This is a genomic window from Pseudomonas sp. Nvir, assembly GCF_963778085.1.
Taxonomy (GTDB): domain Bacteria; phylum Pseudomonadota; class Gammaproteobacteria; order Pseudomonadales; family Pseudomonadaceae; genus Aquipseudomonas; species Aquipseudomonas juntendi.
Genome location: NZ_OY970405.1, coordinates 3,417,036 through 3,442,108, shown reverse-complemented (window position 1 = coordinate 3,442,108; position 25,073 = coordinate 3,417,036). Strand labels below are relative to the sequence as shown.

At 64.2% G+C, this 25,073-nt stretch carries 17 protein-coding genes; 8 read left to right on the top strand and 9 right to left on the bottom strand.

What is annotated here, in order from left to right:
- Positions 1–17 precede the first annotated feature (17 nt).
- Both AACG97_RS16640 and AACG97_RS16635 read left to right on the top strand, forming a co-directional pair.
- The gene (locus AACG97_RS16640; RefSeq protein WP_054903811.1) at positions 18–962 is read left to right on the top strand and encodes a LysR family transcriptional regulator; all 945 of its coding nucleotides are present in this window, start codon (positions 18–20) and stop codon (positions 960–962) included.
- A 164-nt stretch (positions 963–1,126) separates the two neighbouring features.
- Positions 1,127–2,539: a DOPA decarboxylase gene (locus AACG97_RS16635; protein WP_125854244.1), complete on the top strand. Its 1,413-nt coding sequence runs from the start codon at positions 1,127–1,129 to the stop codon at positions 2,537–2,539.
- Positions 2,540–2,572: 33 nt separating this feature from the next.
- On the opposite strand, the gene AACG97_RS16630 is transcribed toward AACG97_RS16635, so the two are convergent.
- On the bottom strand, positions 2,573–3,946 hold the full coding sequence (locus AACG97_RS16630; RefSeq protein WP_054881118.1) for an MFS transporter: 1,374 nt from the start codon (positions 3,944–3,946) through the stop codon (positions 2,573–2,575).
- 291 nt (positions 3,947–4,237) lie between these two features.
- Between AACG97_RS16630 and quiC the strand changes: the two genes are divergently transcribed.
- Positions 4,238–6,145, top strand: a complete 1,908-nt coding sequence (gene quiC / locus AACG97_RS16625) for a 3-dehydroshikimate dehydratase QuiC (RefSeq protein WP_009685572.1) — start codon at positions 4,238–4,240, stop codon at positions 6,143–6,145.
- 63 nt (positions 6,146–6,208) lie between these two features.
- On the opposite strand, the gene AACG97_RS16620 is transcribed toward quiC, so the two are convergent.
- Both AACG97_RS16620 and AACG97_RS16615 read right to left on the bottom strand, forming a co-directional pair.
- On the bottom strand, positions 6,209–6,883 hold the full coding sequence (locus tag AACG97_RS16620) for a class I SAM-dependent methyltransferase (RefSeq protein ID WP_197885679.1): 675 nt from the start codon (positions 6,881–6,883) through the stop codon (positions 6,209–6,211).
- A gap of 6 nt (positions 6,884–6,889) precedes the next feature.
- Entirely contained in the window at positions 6,890–7,753 is an 864-nt protein-coding gene (locus tag AACG97_RS16615) for a sensor domain-containing diguanylate cyclase (protein WP_115294242.1), read from the bottom strand.
- Positions 7,754–7,930: 177 nt separating this feature from the next.
- On the opposite strand from AACG97_RS16615, the gene AACG97_RS16610 reads away from it, so the two are divergent.
- On the top strand, positions 7,931–8,410 hold the full coding sequence (locus AACG97_RS16610; RefSeq protein WP_009685570.1) for an isochorismatase family protein: 480 nt from the start codon (positions 7,931–7,933) through the stop codon (positions 8,408–8,410).
- Here AACG97_RS16610 and AACG97_RS16605 read toward each other — a convergent pair.
- From AACG97_RS16605 to AACG97_RS16590, 4 genes are all read right to left on the bottom strand, one after another.
- The gene (locus tag AACG97_RS16605) at positions 8,407–11,175 is read right to left on the bottom strand and encodes an amino acid adenylation domain-containing protein (protein ID WP_225786250.1); all 2,769 of its coding nucleotides are present in this window, start codon (positions 11,173–11,175) and stop codon (positions 8,407–8,409) included. The genes AACG97_RS16610 and AACG97_RS16605 overlap by 4 nt on opposite strands.
- A gap of 99 nt (positions 11,176–11,274) precedes the next feature.
- Positions 11,275–12,456 carry a hypothetical protein gene (locus AACG97_RS16600; protein WP_225786249.1) on the bottom strand — a complete coding sequence of 394 codons (1,182 nt, stop codon included), beginning with the start codon at positions 12,454–12,456 and terminating at the stop codon, positions 11,275–11,277.
- Between the two features lie 155 nt (positions 12,457–12,611).
- Positions 12,612–14,231 (bottom strand): NADP-dependent glyceraldehyde-3-phosphate dehydrogenase, encoded by a 1,620-nt coding sequence (locus AACG97_RS16595; protein WP_029887123.1) that lies wholly within the window; start codon positions 14,229–14,231, stop codon positions 12,612–12,614.
- Positions 14,232–14,375: 144 nt separating this feature from the next.
- A complete protein-coding gene (locus AACG97_RS16590; protein WP_197885682.1) occupies positions 14,376–18,200 on the bottom strand; it encodes a leucine-rich repeat domain-containing protein in 3,825 nt (1,274 codons plus the stop codon).
- Positions 18,201–18,523: 323 nt separating this feature from the next.
- Between AACG97_RS16590 and AACG97_RS16585 the strand changes: the two genes are divergently transcribed.
- The 3 genes from AACG97_RS16585 to AACG97_RS16575 all read left to right on the top strand — a co-directional run bounded on the left by AACG97_RS16585 (position 18,524) and on the right by AACG97_RS16575 (position 21,707).
- Complete coding sequence (locus AACG97_RS16585; protein ID WP_009685564.1) at positions 18,524–19,678, top strand: hypothetical protein; 1,155 nt, start codon at positions 18,524–18,526, stop codon at positions 19,676–19,678.
- Positions 19,679–19,749: 71 nt separating this feature from the next.
- Positions 19,750–20,868: a glycosyltransferase 61 family protein gene (locus AACG97_RS16580; RefSeq protein WP_125854249.1), complete on the top strand. Its 1,119-nt coding sequence runs from the start codon at positions 19,750–19,752 to the stop codon at positions 20,866–20,868.
- Between the two features lie 38 nt (positions 20,869–20,906).
- Entirely contained in the window at positions 20,907–21,707 is an 801-nt protein-coding gene (locus AACG97_RS16575; protein WP_009685562.1) for an AraC family transcriptional regulator, read from the top strand.
- Between the two features lie 37 nt (positions 21,708–21,744).
- On the opposite strand, the gene AACG97_RS16570 is transcribed toward AACG97_RS16575, so the two are convergent.
- The gene (locus AACG97_RS16570) at positions 21,745–22,326 is read right to left on the bottom strand and encodes a LysE family translocator (RefSeq protein ID WP_197885683.1); all 582 of its coding nucleotides are present in this window, start codon (positions 22,324–22,326) and stop codon (positions 21,745–21,747) included.
- A gap of 309 nt (positions 22,327–22,635) precedes the next feature.
- Here AACG97_RS16570 and AACG97_RS16565 point away from each other — a divergent pair, with 309 nt between their 5' ends.
- Positions 22,636–24,207, top strand: coding sequence for a TerC family protein (locus tag AACG97_RS16565; RefSeq protein ID WP_054903822.1), 1,572 nt, complete (start codon positions 22,636–22,638; stop codon positions 24,205–24,207).
- On the opposite strand, the gene rarD is transcribed toward AACG97_RS16565, so the two are convergent.
- Complete coding sequence (gene rarD / locus AACG97_RS16560) at positions 24,170–25,057, bottom strand: EamA family transporter RarD (protein ID WP_009685559.1); 888 nt, start codon at positions 25,055–25,057, stop codon at positions 24,170–24,172. The two genes, AACG97_RS16565 and rarD, sit on opposite strands and share 38 nt — an antisense overlap.
- Positions 25,058–25,073 lie beyond the last annotated feature (16 nt).

The following is a 25,073-nucleotide window of genomic DNA, read 5'->3' as shown; positions in this document are numbered from 1 at the left end:
GTCCGGAGCCGAACCCGATGAACCCCACCTTCGCCTCCCTCAGCCTCGCCCACCTGCGCACCCTCGACCACCTGCTGCAGCTGAAGAACCTCAGCCACGCTGCCGAGCGCCTCGGCGTCAGCCAGCCGGCCCTGAGCCGCCAGCTGGCCCTGCTGCGCGAAGCGTTCGGCGACCCCTTGCTGGTCCGCCAAGGCCGTGGCTACGTGCTCAGCGAACACGCCGAAACCCTGGTCGAGCCCCTGCGGCAAGTGCTTGAAGAGCTGCAGGCCCTGCGTCAGCCTGCAGTCTTCGACCCGGCCCGCTGCGAACGGCGCTTCTGCCTGGCTGCCTCGGACTACGTGGCCGAACACATGCTGCCGTTGCTGGTGGCTGCGCTGGAACAGGAAGCGCCTGGGGTTTCCCTGGAATACCGCACCTGGCAGGCCGGCCAGTACGCCTTGCTGGCCAGCGGCGAGATCGACCTGGCGACCACGCTGTTCGACGAGTCGCCACCCAACCTGCACGGGCGCCTGCTGGGTGAGGACCGCGCGGTGTGCCTGATGCGCCGCGACCATCCGCTGACGGCGCAAGCCACCCTCAGCCAGGCGGACTACCTGGCGCACAAGCACGTGCGGATTTCCGGTGGCGGCGACAAGGACAGCTTCATCGACCGCCACCTGCGCGCCCAGGGCCTGCAGCGGCGGGTCAGCCTGGAGGTGCCGTTCTTCTGTGCCACGGTCAAGGTGGTTGCCGGCAGCCAGGCCGTGGCCACCGTCCCCGAGCACATCGCCCGGCAACTGAGCCGCTTGCATGGCCTGGCTTGGCGGCCGCTGGGCTTTATCGACCATAGCCAGCGCTACTGGGTGGTGTGGCACCAGCGTTTGCAGGCCTCGGCCGAGCACCGCTGGTTACGCAACCGGGTATTCGAGTTGTGGCGCCAGTCGCAGTTCGGCGTGCAGGGTGGGCATGCGCGTTTGCCATAGCAACTATGCGTGACATGGGGTTATTCGTCTGGGTATAGGCGCCTAGACTGGGGGCATTGTGTTGCCTGTGCTGGCCCTGTCCAAGCCAGCGTCCTGTTCTGTGGGCGCTGGCTTGCCTGCGATAGGGCCATAACAGGCTACGGATGACCCAAAGGAGAGCCCGCGTGACCCCCGAACAATTCCGCCAATACGGCCACCAGTTGATCGACCTGATCGCCGACTACCGCCAGACCGTGGGCGAGCGCCCGGTCATGGCCCAGGTCGAACCCGGTTACCTCAAGGCCGCCTTGCCAGGGCAAGCCCCCCAGCAAGGTGAACCCTTCGAGGCCATTCTCGACGACGTCAACGCACTGCTCATGCCTGGCCTGTCCCACTGGCAGCACCCTGACTTCTATGGCTACTTCCCCTCCAATGGCACCTTGTCCTCGGTACTGGGTGACTTCCTCAGTACCGGCCTGGGTGTGCTTGGCCTGTCATGGCAGTCCAGCCCGGCCTTGAGCGAACTGGAAGAAACCACCCTCGACTGGCTGCGCCAGGTGCTGGGTTTGTCCAGCCAATGGAGCGGGGTCATCCAGGACACCGCCTCGACCAGCACCCTGGTGGCGTTGATCAGCGCGCGCGAACGCGCCACCGATTACGCTTTGGTGCGGGGTGGCCTGCAGGCCGAAGCCAAGCCATTGATCGTGTATGTCAGTGCCCACGCCCACAGCTCGGTGGACAAGGCCGCCCTGCTGGCCGGCTTCGGGCGTGACAACATTCGCCTGATCCCCACCGACGAACACTACGCGCTGCGCCCGCAGGCCTTGCAGGCGGCCATCGAGCAGGACCTGGCTGCCGGCAACCAGCCCTGCGCCGTCGTGGCCACCACCGGCACCACCACCACCACAGCGCTGGACCCGCTGCGCCCGATCGGCGAAATTGCCCAGGCCCATGGCCTGTGGCTGCACGTCGACTCGGCCATGGCCGGTTCGGCGATGATCCTGCCGGAATGCCGCTGGATGTGGGACGGCATCGAGCTGGCCGACTCTGTGGTGGTCAACGCGCACAAGTGGCTGGGCGTGGCGTTCGACTGCTCGATCTATTACGTGCGTGACCCGCAGCACCTGATCCGAGTGATGAGCACCAACCCCAGCTACCTGCAGTCGGCAGTGGATGGCGAGGTGAAGAACCTGCGCGACTGGGGCATCCCGCTGGGGCGCCGGTTCCGCGCGTTGAAACTGTGGTTCATGTTGCGCAGCGAGGGCGTGGAAGCGTTGCAGGCGCGGCTGCGACGCGACCTGGACAATGCCCGCTGGCTGGCAGGGCAGGTCAGCGCTGCGCAAGGTTGGGAGCTGTTGGCGCCCGTGCAGTTGCAGACCTTGTGCATTCGTCATCGGCCGCAGGGGCTGGAGGGCGAGGCGTTGGACACGTACACCCAGGCTTGGGCGCAGCGGCTCAACGCCAGCGGCGATGCCTACGTGACCCCGGCGACGCTGGATGGCCGCTGGATGGTACGGGTGTCGATCGGCGCCTTGCCGACCGAGCGGGGCGATGTGGAGCGGCTGTGGGCGCGCTTGCAGGGCGTGGTTCAGGGCTGAAATGGCTGGGGCCGCTTTGCGGCCCCGCGCCTGTCAGTGGCTTACCGCCTGGACGCTGCCTTTGCGGCTGGCTTCATAGGCTTCCTTTTCCATCGGCTTGGCCTGCGGGTTACCCAGGTCTTCCATCGCCAGGCGATGGGTTTCCGGGGCAATGTAGGCCGCCAGGGCACACACGCAAGTGATGAAGAACGCCAGCCCACCGATCACCAGCGGGATGTTGTCCGAGCCGGGTGGCGCAACCAGGGCGAACAGCGCCGGCAACATGGCAGTCAGCATGGTGCCGATGTTCTGCGCAATGGCCATGGCCGAAACGCGGTAGCGGGTTTGGAACAACTCAGGGTAGAAGCTTGGGAATACCGCGTTGTAACCCTGGTAGACCATGCCCCACATGACGATCGAGGTGATGAATGCCAGTGGCACGTTCTGAATGCTGATCGCATACAGGTAGACGAACGCCAGCAAGCCCGAGCCCAGGCAGCCGGCAATCATGGTCGGACGGCGGCCGATCTTGTCCGACAGGTTGCCGACGAACGGAATCACCAGTACCGCGACGATGTTGCCGACCACGGGGATCCACAGGTAGACGCTCTTGTCGAAGCCGATGCCATAGGCCGGCTGCACCGCGTAGGCCGCACCGAAGATGGTGGCGACTACCGGAATCACGTTCATCAGGGCCATGAACATCACCAGCACCATGTGCTTCCAGCTGTGGCGGAACGCTTCGCTGATCGGCGACTTGGCCACTTTGTCCTGTTTCTCTTCCTTCACAAATGCCGGGGTTTCATGCACTTCCTTGCGGATGATGAAACCGGCGATCAGCACGATGGCGCTCATCAGGAAGGGAATGCGCCAGCCCCAGTCATTGAAGGCCTCGCTGGGCATGAAGTACGCCAGTGGCAGGAAGACCGCCGCTGCCATGACCTGGCCCGCCTGTACACCCTGCAGGGTGAAGCTGGCGTAGTAGCCCCTTCTGCCGAAGGGCGCGTGCTCCATGATCATCGAACTGGCGCCGGAGATTTCCCCGGCTACGGCGAAGCCCTGGATCAGGCGCAGCACTACCAGCAAGGCCGGTGCCAGGAAGCCGATGTCGTGGTAGGTGGGCAGCAGGCCCACGGCCATGGTCGACAGGCCCATCAGGAACATGCACAGCAGCAACACGTTCTTGCGGCCACGGGTATCACCCCAGTGGCCCAGAACGAAGGCGCCCACTGGGCGGGCCAGGTAACCCACGCCATAGGTGGCCAGCGAAGCGATGATGGCCATTTTCGGGTCGGTATTGGGGAAGAAGATCTGCGGGAAAATCAGTGCAGCGGCCTGGGCATAGATGAAAAAGTCGTAGTACTCGAGTGCCGAGCCTATCCATCCACTGGCGGTCGCTTTTTTTGCTTGCGAGCTGGAGTGAGCCATCGTTGTCTCCGTTGTTATTGTTGTTTGCGCAGGTTCCGCCAGGGGTGTTTGCCAAGGCAGGAGGCAGCGGTCGGTGTGCCTGCGTCTGTGGATCATGTTGACCATGGGCCAGTTGACTGGCAATTCGCTAAAACGGGTTTTGTGCGATAATCGAACGCAAAACTAACCATTCCGTACAAAGAGATTGAAGCAGCGACTCTACCTGCGAATAATCGATCGTGCCATAAACTGTGACAGGTCTTTCTGCCTGTCTGGCACTGTATACCTTCCAAACAACAAGGAACTCCCGCCATGCAGCGTTCGATCGCTACCGTGTCCTTGAGCGGCACCCTGCCGGAAAAGCTCGAAGCCATCGCCGCCGCCGGTTTCGACGGCGTCGAGATCTTCGAAAATGACTTGCTCTACTATGCCGGCAGCCCCCGCCAGGTGCGGCAGATGTGCGCCGACCTGGGTATTGCCATTACCTTGTTCCAGCCGTTTCGTGATTTCGAAGGCTGCCGCCGCGACCGCCTGCAGAAAAACCTGGACCGCGCCGAGCGCAAGTTCGACCTGATGCAGGAGCTGGGTACTGACCTGGTGCTGGTGTGCAGCAACGTCCAGGCCGATGCCCTGGGCGATGAACAGGTGCTGGTCGACGACCTGCGGCTGCTTGCCGAACATGCTGGCAAGCGTGGCCTGCGTATCGGTTACGAAGCGCTGGCCTGGGGCCGCCACGTCAACACCTACCAGCAGGTCTGGAACCTGGTGCGCCAGGCTGACCACCCGGCCCTCGGGGTGATCCTCGACAGTTTCCATACCTTGTCGCTGAAGGGCGACCCGCGCGCGATCCGCGACATCCCTGGCGACAAGATTTTCTTCGTACAGATGGCTGACGCACCGATCCTGGCGATGGACGTGCTGGAGTGGAGCCGCCACTTCCGCTGCTTCCCGGGGCAAGGCGAAATGGACATGGCCGGCTTCCTCGCGCCGATCCTGGCCACCGGCTACCGTGGCCCGCTGTCGCTGGAAATCTTCAATGACGGGTTCCGTGCAGCGCCCACCCGGCAGAATGCCGCCGACGGCCTGCGCTCGTTGTTGTACCTGGAAGAGCAAACCCGGCTGCGCCTGGAACAGGAAAATACCCCGATCGAGCCTGGCGTACTGTTCACCCCGCCCGCGGCCAGTGGCTATGACGGCGTCGAGTTCCTGGAATTTGCGGTCGACGAGGCCGTTGGCGCGCGCCTGGGCAGTTGGCTGAAACGGCTGGGCTTTGCCGAAGCGGGCAAGCACCGCAGCAAGGAAGTGCAACTGCTGCGCCAGGGCGATATCAACATCGTGCTGAACGCAGAGCCTTACTCCTTTGGCCACAACTTCTTCGAAGCCCATGGCCCGTCATTGTGCGCCACAGCGCTGCGGGTCAAGGACCAGCAGGCTGCGCTCAAGCGTGCCACTGCCTACCGTGGCCAGCCGTTCCGCGGCCTGGTCGGCCCCAACGAGTGCGAGGTGCCAGCGGTACGCGCACCCGATGGCAGCCTGTTGTACCTGGTAGAGCAGGGCACCGCCGGGCATACCCTGTATGACACCGACTTCAGCCTGGACCCGAGCGTGACCGCCACCGGTGGCCTGCGCCGCATCGACCACATGGCCCTGGCGCTGCCAGCCGAGTCGCTGGACAGCTGGGTGTTGTTCTACAAGAGCCTGTTCGATTTCGCCGCCGACGACGAGGTGGTGCTGCCCGACCCGTACGGCCTGGTCAAGAGCCGCGCCCTGCGCAGCCAGTGCGGCACCTTGCGCCTGCCGCTGAACATTTCGGAAAACCGCAACACCGCCATTGCCCATGCGCTGTCCAGTTACCGCGGTTCCGGGGTGCACCATATTGCCTTTGATTGCGACGACATCTTCAGCGAAGTGGCGCGCGCCAAGCTGGCCGGGGTGCCGTTGCTGGAAATTCCGCTGAACTACTATGACGACCTGGCGGCCCGCTTCGATTTCGACGACGAGTTCCTCAGCGAGTTGGCTTACTACAACGTGCTTTATGACCGCGACGCCCAGGGTGGCGAGCTGTTCCATGTGTACACAGAGCCCTTCGAAGAGCGCTTTTTCTTCGAGATCATCCAGCGCAAGGGGGGTTATAGCGGCTACGGTGCGGCTAACGTCGCGGTGCGCCTGGCGGCCATGGCCAAAGCGCGGAGCGGCGCGGTGCGCAAGCCGGTGCTCTGACTACACGGTGGCCTGGATCCTGGGGCGTCATGCGCCCCATGGCGACACCAGGCCGCGCCAGTTTCAACGGCGCTCGGCTACCAGGAGCAGCGACTGCGGCACCGCGCGTTGCGGGTGCTGCGGTTCCTGCAGGCCAACCAGGCGCAACCCGGCCATCTCCAGCGCGTTCAGCCAACTGCCAAGGGTGCGGAAATACCATGGCATCGCCTGCCAGTGCCCGGCGAACCCGGCAAACGATTCCTCACGCCAGCCGTCCTGATAGTCGCCCTCAGCGACGCTCCAGGGGTGCAGGGTCTGCATCACCAGTGCACCACCCGGCACCAGCAACTCACCCATCGCGGCCAGCAACGGGATGATGTCCTGGTGCAGCAAGGCGAAGTTGGCGCAGACCAGGTCATAGTCCTTGCCCACCTGCACCTGTGCAGCAGCCAGCTGCGCATAACTGGCCACGTGCACCTGCGCGGCGCCTTCAGCCCGCGCAGCCGCCACCAGCGCCGGATCACCATCGACACCCACCGCCTCGATACCCCGGGCATGCAGCGCGCGCAGCAACCAGCCTTCTCCGCAGCCAAGGTCGAGTACGCGGCTGGGCTGGCGGCCTAATATCGCCAGTAGGATGGCGGCGTCAGTCACCTCGCGGCGGCTCTCGATGGCGCCGCTGCGTACTGCGTCAATCCAGGCCTGGGCATTGTGCTGCCAGCTGTCGAGCAAAGCGTCTTCAGGGTCGCGCCTGTTCATCTGTGTTCAGCCTGCCGCGGTGCGTTGCCGTTTGACCCGGTACATGTGGCCGTCAGCATGGCGCAGCAGCATGTCGGCATCGGTGCCGTCTTCGGGGAAGCGCGCGATGCCGATGCTGCAGGAAGGTGCCTGGAGCCCGGTCAACTCGGCATCCAGCGGCTCGGCCATGACGGCCAGGATATGCTGCACCTGTGCGGCCACGACCTCGGCTGACGGGCAATCGGGCAACAGCACGGTGAACTCGTCACCGCCCATCCGCGCCACCGTCGCGCTGCCCGCTACGCAACTTTCCAGGCGCCGGGCCAGTGTGCACAGTACCCGGTCGCCCACGCTATGGCCGTGGTTATCGTTGATCTGCTTGAAATCGTTGATATCGATAAACAGCAATGCCAATGGGCGGTCATGGCGCCGGGCGCTGGCCAGGGCGGCGTCCAGCCGTTGGTTGAACATGGCCCGGTTGGCCAGCCGGGTCAGCGGGTCGTGATGCGCCAGAAAGCGCAGCTCGGCTTCGGCCTGGTGCTGGGCGGTAATGTCACGCGCCACGCCGATGCGGGCCTGAGCCTCATCTGACCAGCAGGCTGCCCAGAGTATATGCACCACGCCACCGTCCTTGCGGATGTAACGGTTGTGGAAGTCGTAATGCGGTTGGCCATTCATGACCCGCAGGATCGAAGCGCGAGTGGTTGCCAGGTCTTCGGGGTGCATGTAGTCGGTAATTGCGGTACCGACCAGCTCGCATGCCCGGTAGCCCAGCAGCGCTTCGCAGGCATCGCTGACAAAGATGATCTGGTTGTCCCGGTCGACCACGAAGACCGTGTCGAGCATCAGGTGGATCAGCCTGGGGTACAACGCGTGCAGGTCTACGGGCATGGTTCACGGCGTCCTCGGCGGGATGCCCGATCATAGCTGAAACAGCGCCGGATGTGACCGGGGGCAAGCCTCTGCAGGGTGGTTTGGCCGTGCCTGAGCGCCAGCCAGGCGTGGGCAGCCACCGCGGCCGTGCAGGCGCGGTATACTCCGCGCTTTTGCCCGTGCCGGAATTCGCCCATGCGCCAGGTGTTGTTAATCGTCGATGTCCAGTCCACCTTCAGCCCGCCAGAGTGGCTGGTCGATGGGCTGCGTCGGTTGTCAGCCAATATTCCTACCGTAGCCTCGGTCGAACTGCACGACGAGCGGGTCACGCCGTTTGCGCGCCAGCTTGGCTGGCACCCGGCGGCAGAGGACGAAAGCCTGGTGGAGGCTGACCAGGTGTTCGTCAAGCATGGTTACGGGCAAAGCGCCGAAGCGATCGCGTACATTCGGCAAATGGGCGTGGAGCGCGTGCTGGTGTGTGGCCTGCAGACCGAAACCTGTGTGCTGGCCGCCGGCTTTGCCCTGTTCGATGCCGGGCTGATGCCTACCCTGGTCACCGACATGACGGTCGGCTCCTCGCTGGACCGTTCCGGCAAGCTTGGCATCGAACTATGGCAGCACCACTTCCGCCAGGTCACCACGTCGGCTGAAGTCCTGGCGGAACTGGCGGGCTAGGTCACGCGTTGCACCCCGTCATCGTCCCCGCGCGTTTTTCGGCCAGCCCGCCAGCGGCTGAGCAGCCAGCGCGTGCTCGTATTCCACGCGACACTCACGGCCACGCCCCCGGCGATGGCCAAGGCAACCTCGAACAGCAGGTAGGGGGCGATACGGTCCGCCACCGACTGGAACTGGAAGTGCGTCAGGTAGATGAACAGGGTGGCCGAAGCAATCACCGCACCCGCACGTGCCAGCCAGGCCGGTACGGGGACTGCGCGCAGCCAGATCAGCGCCAGCATCGCCGGCAGGGCAATATCGACGTAGTGGGTGACGGCCTGCCAGCCAATACCGGCCACCGCCATCAGGTCCAGTTCTGCAACCACCAGCACCGCTACCGCGCTGGCCAACGCTTTGCGTGCGGGGGTATCGGCATGGTGCACGGCCATGCCCAGCACCATCACCGCCAGGAAGTGTTGCGGCACCCGGTGCAGCAGGCCACTGGCGTCGAACACCCAGCGGTCGAGTAACACATCCACCGCTACCAGCGTACAGGCAGCCAGGATCAGCCAGCGGAACGGGGCGGCGTTGACGGCCTGGCGTACCCGCTTGCTCGACAGCACCAGGCCAATGATCACGATCATCTGCACCAGCACTTCGATATACCAGTAGTTGAACAGGCCAACCTCGCCGGTCGCAAACCAGTTGGACACCAACAGCAGCGATTGCCAGTGCACCCGGTCGAACACCAGTTGCAGCAGCGCGGTATACAGCACGGTCGGCACCACGATGGCGGCCAGGGACGGCAGCAGTGTGCGTGCATCCCCCCGGGTTTCAATGGCCTTGAACTGGAAACGCGCCAGGCTGATGCCAGAGACCAGGAACAGTACCGACGTTTCGCCCACGATGGGCCAAGGGGTCATGCCGCTGAGGTGGCCGACCACGATCAGGATGATGGCGAGCATACGCACGAACACCGGCATTTCCATGACCCGCCACCCGCCTTCATGCGGTGCGCTGAGCTCGGCCAGCCGGTTGACCGGCAGGCTTTCCCAACGGTCTGGCAGGTGGCCGATCAACCGCTCGAGCACCCTCGAGGCCTGTACGAATGAAAGCGAGTCACCGCCCAGCTCGACAAAGCTCAAGCGTGGGTCCAGGCGCGGCACCCGCAGTATTCGTGCCCACTCGCTGCACAGCTTCTCGGCCAGCGCTGACGAGGGTTGGCTGGTCGGCGCTTGAACCGGGGCGGGCAGGGCGCGTTTGTCGACCTTGCCGTTCGGGGTGAGCGGTATGGCCTGCACGAAGATGAACAGTGCCGGCACCATGTAGTCCGGCAACTGGCGGGCGACAGCCAGGCGCAGGTCGTCGGCGCTGCCTGGCTGATGCAACACGCAGTAGGCAATCAGGCGGGGCAATGGGTGGTCATGGTTGGCCAGTACTACGCACTGCCGGACGGCAGGCAGGCGGCTGATGGTGTTTTCTATCTCCGCCAGTTCCACGCGGTGCCCCCGCACTTTCACCTGGCCGTCAGCCCGGCCGAGGAAACAGGCACTGCCATCGGCCAGGTAAGTGCCCAGGTCGCCAGTGCGGTAGCAGCGGTCGCTGGCCAGCCCGGTGAACGGGTTGGTGATGAACCTGGCTTCGGTCAGCGCCGGGTCGCCCCAATAGCCAAGGGACAGATAGGGGCTGCGGATCAGGATTTCGCCGGTTTCACCTTCGCCCACCAGTTGCCCGGCCGCGTTCACGACCAGCAGTTGCGCATCGGCGATGCCTTTGCCCAGGGGCACCCGGGCCTGTTCCGCGGTCGGGTCGAGCGTGTGGTACGCCATGGCTTGCGGGGTTTCGGTGGTGCCATAGAAATTTACGTTGACGGCATTCGGCGCCACGGCACGCATTTGCTGGTACAGCGCCGGGCTGAGTGCATCGCCGCCCCAGAACAGGTAACGCAGTTGCCTGAACAGCTGGCCCTGCAGCTGCGCGCCGGTCTCGATCAGCTTGCCCAGCGGTGGGGTGAGGTGAACGACGCTGACGCGGTGCAACGCAATCCAGCTGGCCAGCTGTGCAGGGTCGGTAAGGCTGGCCTGGGCCGGGCAGGCAATGCTGGCGCCCAGCGACAGTGGCGTGAACACATCGCGGTAAACCGGGTCGTGGCCGAGGCCGGACAGTAGCGAGAACGTATCCGCCTGGGTCAGCCCGTGCTGGTGCACATGCCAGTCGATGAAGTGCACCAGCGGCGCGTGATGGGTAACGATCGCCTTGGGCTCGCCGGTGCTGCCCGAGGTGAAGGTGATGTAGGCCGGTTGCCCTGCGCTGACCGCGGGCAGTTGCGCCGTTGGCCGGTCAAAGGCATGCAGTGCCTCGACCGGGTCCTGGGGCACAGTTACCACGCAGGCGTCTGCGGCTTCGACGTGTGCCTGGCCACAGCGCAGGACTACCCGAGGTGCCAAGCTGCTGGCGAGCTGCTGCAGGCGGGCGGCAGGGTAGGCCGCATCGGCCACGCTGAACGCCCGCCCGGCGCGCAGGCAGCCAAGCATGGCGTAGACCAGTGCCGCGCCCCGCTCGGCAACAATCAGCACACGGTCGTCGCTATTGAAGGTTTTTTCCAGCAAATACGCAGCGATACCTTGGCTGATCTGCGCCAGCTGGGCGTATGTGCAAAGCCTGTGCGCGGTGATGATTGCAGGGGCTTCGGGGCAACGCTCAGCCTGTTGCAGGAAGGCTTGGTGAATAGGCTGCTCGGCACGGTACTGCAGGCACAGCGTCGGGTTCGGGCGCAGGTCCGGCATGATGGGTTGGGGCTCCGCATGAACGTTTTGCCTGGCTGGTAGCACAACGCTAGTGCAGGCTGGCCCATGGCGCCAATGGGTGCGAACAACAGGCGATGTTCAGCGTTCGCGCATGAAGAACCCGGCAACGAACTTGCGGAAGGTTTCCGGGCTCTTGAAATCGGCGTAGCGCTTGAAGTTCTCCGCGTCCGGCTCGGTGCCCAGCGGTTGCTCCAGGAGCGATATCGACAATACCCGGTCCTGATCCGAGGTCATCACCAACTCGTCTGCCAGCGCGCCGCCGATCACCGGCCGGCGCATCTGCACTTTCACACCCTTGCTGGCCATCCAGTCGACCAGCGACACCAACGCCTTGAGCGGCTCGCGCTCCTCGTCGCGGTACACGGGGAACAGGTGGGCGCGGGACAGCACGGGTACGCTGGCCACATGGATCAGCTCGTAGTAGTGGCTGCCGGCACTGGTCGGCGAGTACAGCATCAGTGCCAGCAGCGGTCCGCTGGTGCGGCTGCCGCCCCAGTACAAGTGATGCCCCTGGAAATCGAACCCGTCTTCGTTGCGGTTGTTGAACAGCTTGCGACCCTTGATCTTATCGACGCAGTCAAGCAACAGGCCGTGCCGGCGGTGGTTGCCGAACACCTTGGCTTCGCGCAACCGCGCCTTGAGCATCATCATGTGCTTCATGTCCAGGCGGGTTTCCAGGTAGTTGCTGGCCGGCACCCGCTCCAGCAGCGGGTAGCGGCTTGCCACGCTGCGCAGTTCGGCAAACTGCCCGGTCAGGTCCTTCTTCAGGTGCGTGGCATACAGGTTCAGGCCACTGGTCTCAATCCAGGTCAGCAACAGCGCCAGCAGGCGCTGCTGTGCGCGTCGCTCGCTGCCTTCGCCACCCTCGCCAGGGCCGCCGGCACGGAAGTCGCCAATCAGGCGCAGGGGCGTGTCGGGTGGCAGCCAGGCGGCGGGTGGCGCGGGGTCGTTTTCGCGCTCGGCGGCTTCGCGCTCGTCTTTGCTGAAGGGGCAACCGGGCGCATGCTCGGCGGTCCCCGGGTTGTTCTTCAGGAACAACGTGCCGGTGTTGCCATTGAGCGTGACATTGAGCACCGGCAAGGCGTCGTTACGGCAATCGCAGGCCAGCCACTGGTTGGCATTGCGCACGTTCATCAGCAGCTGGTTGGCCTGCAGCAGGCGCGGGCCGCCCAGGGTGCCGGTGGCAAAGCCGACCAGCAGCTCTTCTTCGGCGGGGGTCAGGCTGCGCACCTGGGTCGCGGTTTTGTCGATGATTCGCATGAAGCAGCTCCAAGCTACGAGCCTCAAGCTTCAAGCAAAGCGCTGCCGCTTTCAACTGGCCGCTCGGTTACCGCCGAGTCGATGCTCCTGGGCAATGGGCACCGGTACGGTGCCCTGTTGCCGGGAATCGGTCATGCAGGCGCAAAAGCGAGCGGTCAGAAGATGTAGTCCGTGGTCAGGAAACTGGACTGGCGATTGCGAATGATGTCGCTGATCAGTTCCTTGTTGGCGTCCTGGAAGCGTGTGGCGACCAAGGTACGGATCGAGAATACCCGCAAGGCATCATCCACCGACAACGTGCCTTCGGCGCTGTTCTTGCGGCCGTTGAACGGGTAGGTGTCAGGGCCACGCTGGCATTGCGCGTTGATGTTGATGCGCCCGACCTGGTTGGCGAATATATCGACCAGGCTGCCGATGGTCTGCGGGTCGTTGCCGAACAGGCTCAGTTGCTGGCCGTAGTCAGAGTCCAGCACATAGTCGATCACCGTTTGCAGGTCGCGGTAGGGCACCACCGGTACCAGCGGGCCGAACTGTTCTTCGTGGTACACCCGCATGCTGTGGTTGACCGGGTACAACAGCGCCGGGAAGAAGAACGAGCCGCGGCTGTGGCCGCCGCCTTCGTTGAGTACCTGGGCGCCCTTGGCCCTGGCATCGGCGACCAGGCCGTCGAGGTAGTCGACCTTGCCGGGTTCGGGCAGGGGTGTCAGGGCCACCCCAGGTTCCCACGGCATGCCGGGCTTGAGCGCGGCCAGCTTGCGCTGGAACTTGTCGAGGAAGGCCTCGACCACGTCCTCGTGCACAAACAGGATCTTCAGTGCCGTGCAGCGCTGGCCGTTGAATGACAGCGCACCGGTCACCGCTTCTTCGACCGCGTTGTCGAGGTCGACCTGCGGCAGCACGATGCCCGGGTTCTTGGCATCCAGGCCCAGGGCCGCGCGCAGGCGGTGCGGGCGTGGGTGCAGTTTTTTCAGGTCGCTGGCAGCCTTGTGCGTGCCGATGAAGGCGAACACGTCGACCTTGCCACTGGCCATCAGTGCGCTGACCGTTTCGCGGCCGCGCCCGTAGATGACGTTGATCACCCCAGGCGGGAAGCTGTCGCGGAACGCTTCGAGCAGCGGGCGGATCAGCAGCACGCCGAACTTGGCCGGTTTGAACACCACGGTGTTACCCATGATCAGCGCCGGGATCAGCGTGGTGAAGGTTTCGTTCAGCGGGTAGTTGTAGGGGCCCATGCACAGCGCCACGCCAAGCGGGGCCCGGCGGATCTGGCCCAGCGTGCCTTGTTCCAGTTCGAAGCGGCTGGAGCGGCGGTCGAGGTCTTTGAGGGCGTTGATGGTATCGACGATGTAGTCGCAGGTACGGTCGAATTCCTTTTCCGAGTCCTTGAGGTTCTTGCCGATCTCCCACATCAGCAACTTGACCACCGCCTGGCGCTGTTCGCGCATACGGGCGAGGAAGGTCTCCACGTGCTGGATACGCTCGGCCACCCGCATGTTCGGCCAGGCGCCACGGCCCTTGTCGTAGGCCTGCACGGCGGCATCGAGGGCGGTGAGGGCGGTATCGGCATCGAGCAAGGGTGCGCTGCCCAGTATGACCTGCTGTTCCTCGTCACCCTGCTTGAGCCACACGGGGCTGCGCACCGTGGCCAGCGGGCCTTCCCAGCGTCGCAGTTGCCCGTTGACCAGGTATTCGCGTTGTTCCAGTGGGCCCCCCAGGCGCCAGGTTTCCGGGATGCTATCGGCGGTGGGGAAGAGTGAATCGAGCAGACGGTCCATGGTTACTGCACCTCACGTTACAGGGCGGATTTCAAGCCAGGTGAATCGCTTCAGCACTGAGCATGCACCGGCGCCGGGAAAAACACCAGTGTGGTACACCCGTGAGCGCAGCGCCTGGTTGTTCGACCAGGCGCTGCGGATTGCTCAGAGCGCCAGGGTGAACAGTGCCTGGGCCGGGCGCATCAGGCCTTGCTGGCGCAGCGCCGGATCGGCGTCGAGCACGGCCAGCCGTCGCCAGAACTCCACGCGTGCATGCTGCGGTTGAGACTGGAATGGCTCCATGTCCAGCAATGCTCTGAGGTCACGGCGGTACGGCAGCGGCAGGCGCTGCCACAGCGCCGCTTCGTCGGGGCCTGTTTCGTCGAAGAAATCCAGGTAGTCGCTTTCGCTGACCAGCAGGTCGACCTGGTGCGCGGCGTTGTAGGCATCGATCTGAGCCCGCACGGGCGCGCCCAGCCACTCGCTTTCAAGGCGCAAGGCATCGGCGACAGGCCGGGTGACCGCGAAGTTTGCAGGCAGGTGCTGGAACTGGTTGGAAGCCAGGTCCAGCACGAACGGTTCGCTGATCTGGTCCAGGCCTTGCGGCAACTCGACGAGGCTGCAACCGGACAGGAACAAGGTTTTCAGTTGCGCGAGATTGCGCAGGTCCGGTGCGCTGATCAGCGGGTTGTCCGACAGGTCCAGTTGCACCAGCCGCGTGTAGCGGTCCAGTGTTCGCTGGGCGCTGGCATCCCAGGTAATGCGGTTGCTGTCCAGGTCCAGCCAGTGCAATTGCCACGGCTGTGGCAGGCGCGGTACACGGTCGAAGCGGCAATCCGACAGCATCAGGCGCCTGAGGTTGGGGAAGCGCTGCGCAAGCGTTGCCGGCAGGTGGCTCAACTCACTGTTCTGGCTGAGCGAAAGATGCTCGATATGAGCGAAATCATCCGGCAGCGCCAGGCTTGCCAGGTCCTCGTCGTTCAGCCCCAGGCCGGAAAGCTCAAGGCTGTACATGCGCCCCGTGGCGGCAAAAGGCAGGGTTGAAAGGCGCCGCCAGGCGTTGACCAATGGGCGTACCGCGGGCTGGCGCTGCGCTGCGCGCGCAGGGTCTGCCTGCACCCAGCGTTGCAGGTCGCCGCGCAGGTCTTGCAGGCGCTGGTGCAGATCGCGCAGGCGTTGGGTGGTCGAGCTCAGGTCGTCGGCCAATGGCTCGTCCTCGTCATGGCCCAGCCAGGCCTGGATTTCGGCATCGCTGGCATTGGGGTAGATCCGCCGATAAGCGCCTTCTACCGAACCGGTTTGCCGGGGCTCAGGCGCAAGCGGCGCCAGCGGGCGACCGCCGCGCAAGCCACCCGTTGGCCTGGGCCGCACGGCCCGCGGCCCCCACAGGCGCTGTGGCAGGGTCTGTCGGTGTTCGGCAACCCAGCCCAGCAGGTGCTCGCGTAAGGCATTGCCGTCGGCAGCCGTACCCAGGGATTGCCGGGCATGCGCTGGCAGCGCCTGCGCCACCGCACGGCAAAGGTCCCGATCCCGTTTTGCCGGGGCCGGCCGCTGACCCAGGTCAGCTTCGTAGCCTTCGGCCGACTTGATGACCCGGCTTTGCCTGCCGGCGTGTTCACTGCCAACCCGTGCCAGCAGCGGCCCTTGAGGGCTGGCTGCGCGCAGTTGCAGGCTCAGGTCGCGGGGCCAGCCTGGCAGAGCGTCGAGTGCACTGAACAACAGCCGTTCGCTGTCGTCGTTGACAAACGCCGGTTGCACCACACCCTCGAGGGCACGCACCAGTGGCAATTCACTGTCCAGCTGTTGCAGCTGCATGCCAAACCACGCAGGGAGCTTGCCATGCGCTTGCCAGGCAGCGGTGTCGGCGGCGTTCAAGCGCATCAGCATGCGCCGGGCCAGGGTGGACGTTAGCCGTGGGTAGGTGTCGAGCAACTGCTGCACCGCCGGCGCTACCGCGCCATTACCCTCGTAAAGATGCTGGAAAAGCCCAGGCGGTGCGCTGTCGCCAAGGGCCTGCACCGCGGCTTGCGCATTCAGGCGTTGCAGGGTGTCGAGCAGCAGCGGGGGCGGTGGCAGCCCTTCGACATGCACCTGGCGCAGCTGCTCGCTGTCGATGCCGCAGATGCGGCCGGCTTGTTCGACCTGCTCTGGGGTAAAGGCGGCGTAGGCCTCGCCCAGGCGGCGTACGCTTGTCTCCAGCGCCCAATCACCGGGTTGCTCGTGTTCGCCGCGCCAGGCGCCTTGGGTGTTGTGCTCCAGTGGCGGCTCCCAGGCTTCGGCTGCTTGCGGATGAACGATGCGCCATTGTTGCCGGGCGTCATCGAAGCGTTGTTCGTAGAGGTGGCGGTCCATCCGGATGAACAGGCGCCCCTCATGCAGGTACTGGCCCTGGGCATTGGCATGCACGTCGGCCGGCAGTTGCACGTCACTGCGGTAAGGTGCCAGGTCCTGGTTCCACAGCCGGTAGCGCCCATCATTGCTGCGCACCTCCTGCAAGCTGTCCATCAAGGGGCTGTCGAACAGTTTGGGCAGCGCCTGGCCCGCCGCCACGAAGCCACCGAGCAGGGCCAGGTTCAGGCCAATCGCTTCGAGGTGTCGCAGGGCCAGCTGGCGGTCGCCTGCTTGCCAGTCCTCATAGCCTTCCACCGCTTCACCCAGCAGCTGGCAGGCGGTCACCGCCAGCATCAAGGTGCCGACACCGGGCACGAAGAATGCGGCGGCATTGAGCGCGTCCCAGCCCAGGTTTTCCCACGCTTCGAGCCGCCTGGCCCTGGCGCTGGCGTCCGCTGCTGCGGTGGGCACGGCCAGCAGGCTGGCCTCATGCTTGAGGCGCAGCAGATACTGGTCATGGTAGTAGCCGAACGGTTCGCTCGTGATCGCCTGGCGGGTCAGGCGCAGGTCAGCCTGCGCTGCGCGTGGCCATGGGCGGTCGAGGGCGGTGTTGCCGGCCGCATCCAGGTTCTGCTGCAGCATGTCGAAGAAGTGCGACTGTTCATCCTGCCGGATGTAGGCGGCGAATGCCTGGCGTTCAGCGGGTTCCACCAGCAGGGTTGCCAGTGTGGCGTGCACCGCCGCCAGGTCACTGCACGGGTGCAGGGCCGGTTCGTGGCCCGGCATATGCAACACCAGCCCGTGCGCGCCGGCATCGATCAGCATGACCTCGTGCAGGGTGATGCCGAACAGCGCCAGCTGCCAACATTGCACGGGGTGCCCTTGCAGCAGCCGCTGGATTTCGTCCCGTGAGGCCCCGTCCAGCAGGTGCCGCAGGTAGGCCAGGTCGGCGGCCAGGCGCAAGCGTGCTTGCTGCGCGCGCACAGCCAGTGCCCGGGTTTCGGGCCGGGCCAGCTGCTGGTCCAGGTGGGTCTGGTAGGTGCCGCCCAGGTCCAGCGCCCGGCACAGCGCCGCGAATGCCTGGGGTGCCAGCGGCAGGCGCTTCACCAGGTAGCGCTCGGACCGCAGGGTGAAGTGTGCTGGGGGCGCTTGCATGCCAATCGGTACCGTGCCGGGTACTTCAACTGCAACCACCTGTATATCACTACCCAGGGCAATGGCACTTTCGGGTGTGAAGGTTTCATCATCGGCGAAGTTCTGCAGGGCAGCCTGCAGCAGGCTATCGCGACGATGGCTGTAAAGATGACGCAGCCCCAGCCAATGCCAATCATGCTCGACCCGCAGTAGTTGGGTATGGAGCAAGGGCGTGTCCAGCCCATGTTCTGCCAGGCGGCCTTTTAGCAGTGGTTCGGCAAACTCACTGATCTGCTTGAGCCCTTTAAGCGCCTTTGCCAAGGCCGCTTGCGCATGCAGCAACTGGTTCTGGCTGGCGCAAACCGCCTCGCGCAGGTCGGGTGCGGCATTGTCGAACCAGTCCTGCAACTGCCACGGGGCATTTTGACTGGCCTGTAAAGCGCCCCATTGCCCGGGGCTGGCACAGCGTGCCCAATGCGGCAGTTGTGCCGCGAGCAGGGCGTGGTGTGGATTGTTGCCTATCATGATGATGCACCTCTTTATGCAAAGAAGGCATCAAACGCCAGTTATCGATAGCGAAGTGGTAACCGGTTATCGTGATGTCGGCACGCTTATAGCAATCTGTTGCAACTAAACGCAGTGGCGGCAGGAAATTTGACGCCAGAATAATTCAGACAAATACCAGCCAAGTGCCACTTGCCAAAGTGATTTCGCCCACCTTAAATTGTTACTGAATGTGAAGTTAATGTGCGGCCTAACCTTTGAATATCAATGCGTTAGATGTTTTTCCGCTGTTTATCTGTCTTGTTCCGATACACCCTGGCACTTCAAAGGACGTGGAAGAAGAAATGAAAGCGACCTTGACCGCAGCGGCGCGAAAATTCATATCGCCCTCCACCCGTTACGAAATCAGACAGTTGGGCAGCCAAGTGCGTGAGGTGATGGCGCGCGCCTGTTTGTGGCGCTGGGAAGTTGCCAGGTTTCGGCTGCAACAGGAAAGCCCTTACGAGATCCTTTACATCGGCCGCAAGCACCAACGGGAAATGGCCAAGCTGCTGATTGGCGGCAAGGGGCAGGGCAGTGCGGCGATCGTGGAAAGCGCCAGTGCCAGCGCACCTGCCGACCATGTGGTGCTGATCAGCGAAATGCCCACTACTGGCGCGCTGTCGGTGCCGCACTATCTGAGCGCCGTGGTGCCACTGGGGCGCCCCCTGGAAGACATCACCGCGCGCTACGACAGTGAACTGCGGCGCAGCATTCGCAAGAACCGCCCGCTTTACCAGATGCGTCAGGCACTTGCCGATGACGAAATTGCCATGGCCGACCGTGAGCTGTTGCGGCCGTACGCGACTGCCAGGCAGGGCATCCATGCGGCGCAGTTTCCCACCGACGAAGTGTTCCGCATTGCCCAGAGTGTCGGGCGGCTCGACCTGATTACCTGCGGCGATGAGGTTATCGGCTGCCACCTCGGTTGCGAGGTGGTGCGCGATGGCAAGCGTTACTGGAGCACCTTGCGCTTCGGCTATTGCGAAGCGGTGTTTTCAGACGCCAGGAAGTTGCGCGAAGTGAACTCGATCACCACCTTCATGGCCCTGGAATGGGCCCTGGAACACGGCTTCGATTATTACGACATCGGCCTGTGCCTGGCGCGCCCGGACGACGGCTTGCTGAAGTGGAAGCGGCGGCGTGGGGGCGACATCGATTCGTTGGGCAACCATGCTTACCTGTTCGTGCGGCTGCCAAAGACCGGTACGGCGAAGTTTCTGTGGGACACGCCCATGTTTGCAATGGAAGGCGACAAACTGACCCTGCACCTGGGCCTGCCAGCAGGCCCCAGCGATGACGAAGTTGCCAGCCGTTACCATGAGATGGTGTTCGGCGGCCTGCACAAGATCTACCTCTACGGCGACAACGCCACTGGCGAAACCTTCGTGCAAGCCCTGCGCAACCGCTACGCCAACCAGCAGTCACCCCCCATCATGCAGCGCGTCATGTGCAGTTGAAGGGGCGCATGGATGCGTTGAGTCATCCTATTGCGCCATGCGCTGAACCTCGCCATCAAGGGGGACGCTTCATGACAAGCGATATCTCGCAGTTCAATGCTTCGCCGGCCGCTGCGCCACGCAGCTGGACCCTGGCTGCCTACCGTTACATCGCCCGCAAACGGTTGGGCAGAACCCCGCCAATCGACGTCAAGAGCCTTGCCAGCAAAAGTTGGGACATCGCCCCGGGCGAGACCACGGTGTCGCCACCGGCCATTTACCTGCCGGGGCAGTTGGAGCGGGTCACCGGATGGGAAGGCAAGCGGTTCTACCCCTACGTGCACCCGGCGCGCACCATGGAGGGTGGCATCAGTGCGCTGCAAGGGCCGACCCGTGGCTACCTGATCAAGGATGTATGGCTGGTCGACGGGGCGTTGTACAAGGGTAAGGCCAGCCACTGGCTGTCGCAGAAGCCGAACACCTTTCCGCGCATTGCGGTGGACCATGAAATCGACCGCGCTGCCATCTACTGCACGCAGAATGGCAATTCATGGTTCGGCACCTGGCTGATGGAGGATTGCCCCACGTATGCGCTGGCCTGCAACGAGGGCGTGCCGGTGACCACGGCACCGTCGGCCAGGTACCCCTTGTTCACCCAGGCACCGGCCTACGAAGACTGGTTGGACATGCAGCCGCTGCGCCTGCGCAGTGCGTTTTTCCGGGAGCTGGTGCTGTTCGACGATCAGAGCAACAACCGCAGCCGGCATGCCCGCTACCGTGCCATGGGCGACAAGCTGTTGGCGCATGTCGCCCATGCGCCGCACCCGGGTGTGTTCCTGCTGCGCGGCGGTGATGGTGACCTGCGCCTGCTGCGCAACGAGCTGGCGCTTGCCGAGCACCTGCGGGTTACTCGGGGTTTTCGCATCGTCAACCCGCTCAAGTCGGATGTGCCGAGCATCATCGCCGCCTGCGCCGGGGCCAAGGTGGTGATTGGCGTGGAGGGCAGCCAACTGGTGCATGGCGTGAATGTGCTGCAGCCCGGCGGCTGCCTGCTGACGCTGCAGCCGCCGAACCGCTTCGTCAGCTACTACAAGTACCTGACCGACCGTGATCAGCAGCACTTCGGCTTCGTGGTCGGTCTGCCGGAGGGCGACGGGTTCAGGGTCGATATCGGTGAAGTGGAACGCACTCTGGACCTGTTCCCGCAATAACTGTGTAGTATCCAGGCACACGGCAACTGGGGATGGCAATGATCGAGGTATCACGGTTCTGGCGCGACCCTGCGCTACCCTTTGTCGAGGCCCGCAAGGTAGGCGACGGGCGCCAGGTGTGCTACGCCGCGCATTCTCATGAAAGCTTTTCCATTGGGGTGATCACCGGTGGGCGTAGCACCTACCTCAATGGCGATCAGCGCCATGAGGTTGCGGCGGGCACTACCGTCCTGATGAACCCTGGCGTCGTGCATACCTGCAACCCGATTGCAGGGGAGCCGTGGTCCTATCTGATGCTGTTCGTCGACTGGCCGTGGCTGCAGGCGCTGGGGTTCACCTTGCCGGTGCAGACACTCAGCACCTCTGCCGTGCTGTACCAGCGGCTGTTGCAGGCTTTTGCCGAGCTGTTCGATGCCAGTGTGCCGGACCGCGAGGCGCGCCTGGCCACGCTGTTCCGCGAATTGCCCGCCCTGCTGCAGGGCAGTGCGCAGGCCGCCGAAGTGCGTAACCCACGGCTGGAGGCCGCAGCCGCGTTCATCCGTGCCCATCGCTGCGATGCACTGCGGCTTGAGGATATCTGTGCTGCCTGTGGCCTTTCGCGTTCCTACCTGATCCGGGCGTTTGGCCAGCATTTCGGGCTGACCCCCCACGGCTATCTGCTCGACCAGCGCGTGCAACTGGCGCGGGCGCAGCTGCGCCAAGGGCGGGCTATCGCCGAGGTGGCACAAGCAGCCGGTTTCGCCGACCAGGCGCACCTGCAGCGCGCCTTCAAGCAGCACCTGGCGGCAACACCGGGGCATTACCGCAATGCTGGCACCCGCGCGCGCACGCCTGCATAGGCCAGCGTCTGCCGCCAAAGGCGGGGCCGGGTCGGTCTCAGATCACCAGGTAAAGCGCACTGCCGACCAGCAGCACGGCCAACCCTCGGTTGAGCAGGCGCATATGCCGCGGGTTGCCCAGGTACTGGCGGATAACGCTGCCGGCCCAGGCCCAGCACGCTACCGAAACGAAACAGATAGGCCCGTAGATCCAGGTGAACAGCCACAGCAGCTGCTGCTCGCCGCCCGTGTAGGCGCCAACCCCGGCCACCGCTGCCAACCAGGCCTTGGGGTTGAGCCACTGCATGGCGGCGCCGTGCCAGGCCGACGGTGCCTGCTCGGGGTGCGTGCTGCCCAGCTCGCCGCTGTCACTGGCCAGTTTCCATGCCATGTACAGCAGAAACGCCACACAGCCCCAGTGCAACAGCAGCCCCAGCACCGGCCAGCGCACCAGCAGTTGGTGCAGGCCCAGGCCGACCAGCACCAGCAACACACAGAAGCCCAGCGTGGCGCCGGTCACATGGCCCAGGCTGGCCCGCAGGCCATGACGGGCACCGCTGCCAAGCGCGACGATGTTGACCGGGCCGGGGGAGATGGAGGCCGCCAGTGCGAAGGCGGCCATGGAGAGGGACAAGCTCATGAAGGAGATCCATTTTGTTGTGAGGCGGCTATGCTGGCCGGTCACGGGGTGGGGTGTATTGAACAAAAGTACCCGCACCAGGCGACCCGTCGAAATGCGCGCCCAGCGGCCGGCCTCATTCCGCCCGCCGGCCTGTTACAGGTTTTGTAATAGTTTTACGCTGTCGGACAATCCTGATGTCCTTGTAGCATCATTCTCCCTAATTGTTATCAAGGTCTATATGAGCACCTTCGCGGAGCCCCCCAGTTCGTGGCCGTCCTGGCCAAACCTTCCCCGTCCTCGTGACGCTGCCCTCGTGAGTACCCGCTAATGGAATGGCTAGCCGATCCTACGGCCTGGCTAGGCCTGTTGACGCTTATCGTCCTCGAGCTGGTGCTGGGTATCGACAACCTGGTGTTCATCGCCATCCTGGCGGACAAGCTGCCCCCGCATCAACGCGACCGTGCCCGGGTCATTGGTCTGAGCCTGGCGCTGATCATGCGTCTGGGCCTGCTGGCCAGCATTTCCTGGATGGTCACCCTCACGGCACCGCTGTTCGAGGTGTTCGGCAAGAGCTTCTCTGGCCGTGACCTGATCATGCTGTTCGGTGGTGTGTTCCTGTTGTTCAAGGCCACCATGGAGTTGCATGAACGCCTGGAAGGGCATGTGACCCAAGCCAGCGGCACCTTGCGTCATGCTGCGTTCTGGCCAATCGTCGCGCAAATCGTGGTGCTGGATGCGGTGTTCTCGCTGGACGCCGTGATCACTGCGGTGGGTATGGTCGAGCACCTGTCGGTGATGATGATCGCGGTGATTTTCTCGATCGGCATCATGATCGTTGCCAGCAAGCCGCTGACCCGCTTCGTCAACGCCCACCCCACGGTCATCATGCTGTGCCTGGGCTTCCTGATGATGATCGGTTTCAGCCTGACCGCCGAAGGCCTGGGCTTCCACATACCCAAAGGCTATCTGTACGCGGCCATTGGCTTCTCGATCCTGATCGAGCTGTTCAACCAGCTGGCGCGTGCCCGGCGCAAGCGCAGCCTGCAGCAGCACAAGCCGCTGCGTGAGCGCACTGCGCATGCCGTGCTGCGCCTGCTGGGCGGCCGCCGCGTCGAAGCTGACGAGGTGGGCGAGGAAATCGCCGACCTGGTCGAGGGTGGCGAAGAGCAGGTGCTGTTCGACCGTCGCGAGCGGGTGATGATCAGCGGCGTGCTGAACCTGGCCGAGCGGCCGATTCGCACGGTGATGACCGCACGTACCGAGGTCGATGTGATTGACCTGGCGCAGCCGCCCGAGGCCATTGCCCAGGCCTTGGCCAACTCGCCGTATTCGCGCCTGCCGCTGATACGCGGCGGCCGAATCGACGAGCCGTTGGGCTTCGTGCACAAGAAAGAGCTGCTCAAGGAGGTGCTGTCGGGTAACCAGCCCGACCTGGAAGGCATGGCACGGGTGCCGCTGAACCTGCTGGAAAGCTTCAGTATCCTCAACGCCCTGGAGCAGATGCGCGGCCAGTCCACGCACATTGCCTTCGTGGTCAACGAGTTCGGTGACTTCACCGGCCTGCTGACCATGACCGACATCCTGGAGTCGATCGCTGGCGAACTGCCGGATGCCAGCGAGGTTGACGGCCCTGGCATCGTGCAGGAAGGTGAGGGTTTCGTGGTCAGTGGTGCCTTGAACCTCAGCCAGGTGCAGGCGCGTACCGGCTTCAGCGCCCGGGCCACCGAGGACTATCAGACCCTCGCCGGGCTGGTGATGAGCCTGCTCGACCGCCTGCCAATGGTGGGTGATCAGTTGCGCTGGAATGGCTGGACGCTGACCGTGGAGGCGATCGAAGAACGGCGGGTAAGGCAGGTGCGCCTTACACCGAACGGCGACGCTGACGCAGCAGGTGCTTGAAGCCTTCGAGCACCAGCACCAGCACGGCGGCCCAGATCGGCAGGTATGTCAACCACTGGTCTGGGCCGATGGTTTCGCCCAGCAGCAACGCCACGCCCACCAGCAGCACGGGCTCGACGTAGCTGAGCAGGCCGAACAGGCTGAACGGCAACAAGCGGCTGGCCAGCACGTAGGCGATCAGGGCGCAGGCGCTGATCGCCCCCAGCAGCGGAATCAGCGCATACAACCCTGGGTGCGCCTGTAGGTCAGCGCTGGAAAGCGGCCCCTGCATCACGAAATACAGCGCCCAGGGCAGCAGCAGGCACATGTCGCACCACAAGCCACCGAGGTGGTCGGTGCCGCAGCGCCGGCGCAGTACGAAATAGACGGGGTAGCCGGTCACCACCACCAAGGTTTCCCAGGCGAAACTGCCATGCTGGTAGAGTTCGTGGCCCACACCCAGTGCGGCGCAGGCCACGGCTACTGCCTGCAGGCGTGACAGGCGCTCGCCGTACACCAGCCGCCCGGTCAGGACCATGGCCAGTGGCAGCAGGAAGTAGCCCATCGACACTTCCAGGCTGCGCCCGTGCAGGGGCGCCCACAGGAACAGCCACAATTGCACCCCCATCAGCCACGAAGTGCCGAGCATGCCGAGCAGTAGCACCGGCGTGCGGCGCACGCGCCCCAGCAATTGGCCGACGCGTTTCCAGTCTTTCGAAACCACCATGAACAAGGTCAGGCAGGGCAAGGTCAGCAGCGTGCGCCAGCCGAATATCTCTTCGCCATCGAGTGGCCTGAGCAACGAGGTATAGAAGTACATCACGGCGAACATGCAGGACGCCACGACGGATGAAACAATGCCTTTTGACACGAATGCCTCGAATACA

Bases quoted from the DNA above. Each gene is read 5' to 3' on its own strand.
- AACG97_RS16630 (WP_054881118.1), bottom strand. From the start codon at position 3,946: ATGGCTCACTCCAGCTCGCAAGCAAAAAAAGCGACCGCCAGTGGATGG.
- AACG97_RS16595 (WP_029887123.1), bottom strand. From the start codon at position 14,231: ATGGACCGTCTGCTCGATTCACTCTTCCCCACCGCCGATAGCATCCCG.
- AACG97_RS16570 (WP_197885683.1), bottom strand. From the start codon at position 22,326: ATGAGCTTGTCCCTCTCCATGGCCGCCTTCGCACTGGCGGCCTCCATC.
- AACG97_RS16605 (WP_225786250.1), bottom strand. From the start codon at position 11,175: ATGCCGGACCTGCGCCCGAACCCGACGCTGTGCCTGCAGTACCGTGCC.
- AACG97_RS16580 (WP_125854249.1), top strand. From the start codon at position 19,750: ATGACAAGCGATATCTCGCAGTTCAATGCTTCGCCGGCCGCTGCGCCA.
- AACG97_RS16615 (WP_115294242.1), bottom strand. From the start codon at position 7,753: ATGCCCGTAGACCTGCACGCGTTGTACCCCAGGCTGATCCACCTGATG.
- AACG97_RS16585 (WP_009685564.1), top strand. From the start codon at position 18,524: ATGAAAGCGACCTTGACCGCAGCGGCGCGAAAATTCATATCGCCCTCC.
- AACG97_RS16590 (WP_197885682.1), bottom strand. From the start codon at position 18,200: ATGATAGGCAACAATCCACACCACGCCCTGCTCGCGGCACAACTGCCG.
- AACG97_RS16565 (WP_054903822.1), top strand. From the start codon at position 22,636: ATGGAATGGCTAGCCGATCCTACGGCCTGGCTAGGCCTGTTGACGCTT.
- AACG97_RS16600 (WP_225786249.1), bottom strand. From the start codon at position 12,456: ATGCGAATCATCGACAAAACCGCGACCCAGGTGCGCAGCCTGACCCCC.
- AACG97_RS16575 (WP_009685562.1), top strand. From the start codon at position 20,907: ATGATCGAGGTATCACGGTTCTGGCGCGACCCTGCGCTACCCTTTGTC.
- AACG97_RS16610 (WP_009685570.1), top strand. From the start codon at position 7,931: ATGCGCCAGGTGTTGTTAATCGTCGATGTCCAGTCCACCTTCAGCCCG.
- quiC (WP_009685572.1), top strand. From the start codon at position 4,238: ATGCAGCGTTCGATCGCTACCGTGTCCTTGAGCGGCACCCTGCCGGAA.
- AACG97_RS16640 (WP_054903811.1), top strand. From the start codon at position 18: ATGAACCCCACCTTCGCCTCCCTCAGCCTCGCCCACCTGCGCACCCTC.
- AACG97_RS16620 (WP_197885679.1), bottom strand. From the start codon at position 6,883: ATGAACAGGCGCGACCCTGAAGACGCTTTGCTCGACAGCTGGCAGCAC.